This window comes from Moorena sp. SIO3I6, assembly GCF_010672095.1.
In genome coordinates this window covers 1-3,901 of the sequence record NZ_JAAHHU010000394.1, presented here as the reverse complement: position 1 = coordinate 3,901, position 3,901 = coordinate 1, and the positions used below count along the sequence as shown (strand labels likewise).

Here is a 3,901-nt window from a genome sequence, read left to right as displayed (position 1 = left end):
TGCCTTGATGATTTAACACTCATAACCACAAGCCACGTTCTGGCAGTAAACGGAGAGCTATTACTGCATCCAAAAACACTAAATTATCATCATCGTTATCACATCAATCGACCTGAAGATACCATCGTTATGGGTAGGGTAAATCTAGACCCCACTTTTTCTTATAAAATCAATCGACATTGGGATTATCTAGGTGCTGAAAAAGATAGTATTGTTTCGAAAGAAGGTGGTAGATTTATTAGCCTCAAAAGTATAGGACTACTACCTCGAATCTTTTCAGCCAGTCGTGAAAATTTCCTTAAAATCGTACACGATAACAAAATTTATCAAAAAAAAATCGATTATGCATGGTCTCCTACAGCTATTTCTTATGAAAACACTTCATCCTGTCAGGCCTTGCAACATTGGTTATCACCATATGTGTCTTGTGCAAAAGATATCCCAAAAAACTCTACTGTTGATTTAACCCAATCTAAGTTTATATCTTTTCCATCCCAGCACTATAAGTACCCTGTCAATCTATTAACCACCAATTTAGGACGTGGTGGTGCTGAACGTATTGTTTGGGATATAGCAGTATCACTGTCTGAATCAGAAATTCCAGTGAACTTATACATTTTATGGGAACGTGAACCTTCATTTGAGCTACCAGACAATAATTTTCTATCTGTATATCGTTTACAAAAATTAGAACGTCTCCAAAAACTGAAATTTATTATAGATATGCAATCTTGCTGGCCTGATCTGCCACTTTTTGCTCATCTGGTAAAAACAGAGGACTTGGAAATATTATTGAAAGCTAAAACAAAAGTCGTACCTATTGTTCACAATGCTAAAGCTGGATGGTTGAATAATCCTGAAACCTATAATAAAGCAGGAGGTTTTGCTCCTTTTGTAATTGGATGTTCGAAAAATATTGAGCAAAAACTATTAGATGAAAATCTTCAGAGGCCATCAACTTTTATTAGACATTTACCCTCTACAAATCAAGTAACTTCAGAAAACTCTAGTAGAGAACAACTTAGACGAAATTTTGGTCTCAAGGAGCATGAAAAACTAATCTGCATGGTTGGTAATTTTCGACGTCAGAAAAATTACGAAAAGGCAATATCGATTTTGGCAGAACTTAGACGTTATATACCAGCTAAGCTAGTGATTTTAGGTGGAGGGTTTCAAGATAATGGACACGGACAGGCTACGTTGAATAAGGTGATGCATCGAATCTTAGAACTTGATCTAAGTGGATATGTTCTAATGCCCGGCTCTGTATATCCTGTAGAACCTTGGCTAAATGCCTCAGATGTTTTCTTAAACTGTAGTATTTATGAGGGATATAGTATGGCCTGTTTAGAGGCCATACATGCAGGTCTTCCACTTGTACTTTCTAATGTCGGAGGTCAATCTGAGATAATAGGGAGTAATATATGCTTATTAGAAGAGCAAGCATCTCCAAAAGAATATGCTGAAACCATATTCTCTTTACTAGACAAACATAGTAAGGGATCTAAGCCATTTCAATTATTTCCAAAACAGCAGCATTTAATCTGGTCTCTTATTAATAAAGTTCATGCAAAAATGCCTTATGAAGTTGACAATGAGATACAAACGGTACTTTTTTTAACAAATAATTTGTACGATGCAGGAGCACAAAGATCTCTTGTAAACCTATTAACACAGGAAAATATTCCTTTTCAGCCTTTACTTTGTATAAGGGAACCTATACATGGTCAAATTCTTCCTGATTTAATACACAAGGCAGATATTAAAGTCTGGGATATTTCCAGCAAAGATATTTTTGAACTAACAAACAAAGTCATCGATTTAATATCATCAGCAAAAGTTGACACGGTTGTTTTTTGGAACTTTGCTGCACGAGAAAAATTATTGATTACTAAAAGCCTGGAATTAACAAGTATTCGTTTAATTGATGTAAGTCCAGGATCAATGTACTTTGAATCACTAAAGTCTCAACACCGCTTTGCCCATACTATTAGTATGGATTTAGACAAATATGCAGAACGTTTAGATGCATTTGTTTATAAGTACAGTAATGGTTTCCCGCCAAAGTGGTTTTCAGTCCCAAAAAACAAAAGTCACTTAATTCCAAATGGTGTTGATTTGCGCCCTGATAAAATAAAATATAAAAATAATTCTAAGACATTATTGATTGGAACTACATCACGTCTTACACCTGTTAAACAGATAGATTGGCTACTAGATATATGCTCACATCCAATTCTTCAAGAAATTGACTTTTGCATGCATATTGTAGGGGGATTAGAGGAACCCTATTCAGAATATCTTAATGTCTTAGCAACTAAATTTTCCTCAGCTCCTATCCTTAAAGAACATGTGATTTTTCATGGTTCTTCCAATGATATCTGGAAAGACTTAAAGTTGATGGATATTTTTATATTAGTTGCAGAACCTGGAGGATGTCCTAATTCATCTTTAGAGGCTCTCGCGGAAGGAATTCCAATTATCGCTACAAATTCCGGTGGGGCATCTGATCAAATCCAGCAAAATGAAAATGGTTTTTTAGTAACTCCTGGCAATACTCAAGAAATGGCTGATAAAATTCAGTTTTTTGCAGAAAATCCTAGTGAAATAGCTCGTATGTCTAGAAAAGCTCAACAAATAGCTAGACAAAAATTTTCAATAAAAAAAATGATTAATAGTTATTCTAATGTGATTAAGGGTAGTGGTACACAAGTAGTGATTTGAGCTCTCGAAAGCTCCATTATACTAAATCCGTTTGTCAAAACCCCTTTATAAAAATCGACTAAATCTTTGTATGCCAGGAATCTATGGCTATGCGAATAAGGGGGGTTTGGGAACAGGATTTGGTATTAGACCATAGCAAAATCACTACATCTTTATCACTACCGGCTAGAGAACAAGAACGCTTACTATACCTATGGCGTCCAAAGTATTGATCAGGTTAATAAATTTGCTGCTAGTGGCGATTGCGCCACCATTGAAGTAACGATCAGTGAAGACCGTACTCTCTACGTCAATGGTAAACCCAGTAGGGATAAACACACTGCCTTTGATACCAGCGTAATTCGCTACACCCTTCATCAGGAAGAGGGAGAATGGAAGATAGCAGAGTACAAGATTGTTGAGTAGTTCCCGGAATAATAGTCAGCAACGCTACTGATTGATACTGGTGCCAGAGATGCTGTCTAAGCAAGTGATTGATTAGAAACCCAGTTGCTAGATGCATCGCCCTCTGAGAATCAAAAACGCGATCGCATAAGCGCGGAAGCTGAGGCCTTTGGCCAAGGTCAATCGCAAAAAACAACACACTAAATAACTATATAGGGTTATTTATACTTATAATATACCTTCAAGTTTCATCTCCCTACTCCCTACTCCCTACTCCCTACTCCCTACTCCCTACTCCCTACTCCCTTTCCTAAATAACATAACTAATACTGATTACTATATCAGTTATCAGCGGTCAGCCACTGGCCAACCGCTGACCGCTGACCGCTAAATGCTTACACCAATCCGTTGCGCGATGAAGCGAACGCGCCCCGCGTGGCCTACGGCCTCAGCTTCCGCGCTTATGCGATCGCTTCAAACTTGATCAGGATCTACTCCCATAGCTCGTAAGCGAGCAGCCAGTTGTTCAGCTCGTTGTTGAGCTTGAGCGGCTTCTTGTTGAGCTTGGGTAGCTTGTTGTTGAGCTTGGGTAGCTTGTTGTTGAGCTTGGGTAGCTTCTTGTTGAGCTTGGGTAGCTTGTTGTTGAGCTTGGGTAGCTTCTTGTTGAGCTTGAGCTGCTTCTTGTTGAGCTTGGGCTGCTATTTCTTCAGCAGTAGGTAGCACAATTCCCTCTAAAGTAGCCCAACGTAACCAAGTAGTATCAACATTATTTTTATAAACCCCTTGCCAACGA

At 38.0% G+C, this 3,901-nt stretch carries 3 protein-coding genes and 1 pseudogene; 2 read left to right on the top strand and 2 right to left on the bottom strand.

What is annotated here, in order from left to right; translation table 11 throughout:
- Together F6K49_RS36690 and F6K49_RS53785 are read left to right on the top strand one after the other, a co-directional pair.
- Positions 1 to 2,724, top strand: a 2,724-nt coding sequence (locus tag F6K49_RS36690) for a glycosyltransferase (protein ID WP_293104803.1), incomplete at its 5' end; no start/stop codon positions are given.
- Positions 2,725 to 2,856: 132 nt separating this feature from the next.
- Positions 2,857 to 3,129 carry an ARC6/PARC6 family protein gene (locus F6K49_RS53785; protein ID WP_365940586.1) on the top strand — a complete coding sequence of 91 codons (273 nt, stop codon included), beginning with the start codon at positions 2,857 to 2,859 and terminating at the stop codon, positions 3,127 to 3,129.
- On the opposite strand, the gene F6K49_RS36685 is transcribed toward F6K49_RS53785, so the two are convergent.
- Both F6K49_RS36685 and F6K49_RS36680 read right to left on the bottom strand, forming a co-directional pair.
- On the bottom strand, positions 3,014 to 3,304 hold the full coding sequence (locus F6K49_RS36685) for a hypothetical protein (RefSeq protein ID WP_293030562.1): 291 nt from the start codon (positions 3,302 to 3,304) through the stop codon (positions 3,014 to 3,016). The genes F6K49_RS53785 and F6K49_RS36685 overlap by 116 nt on opposite strands.
- Positions 3,305 to 3,582: 278 nt before the next feature.
- Positions 3,583 to 3,901, bottom strand: a pseudogene (locus F6K49_RS36680) (Uma2 family endonuclease); the annotation flags it as partial.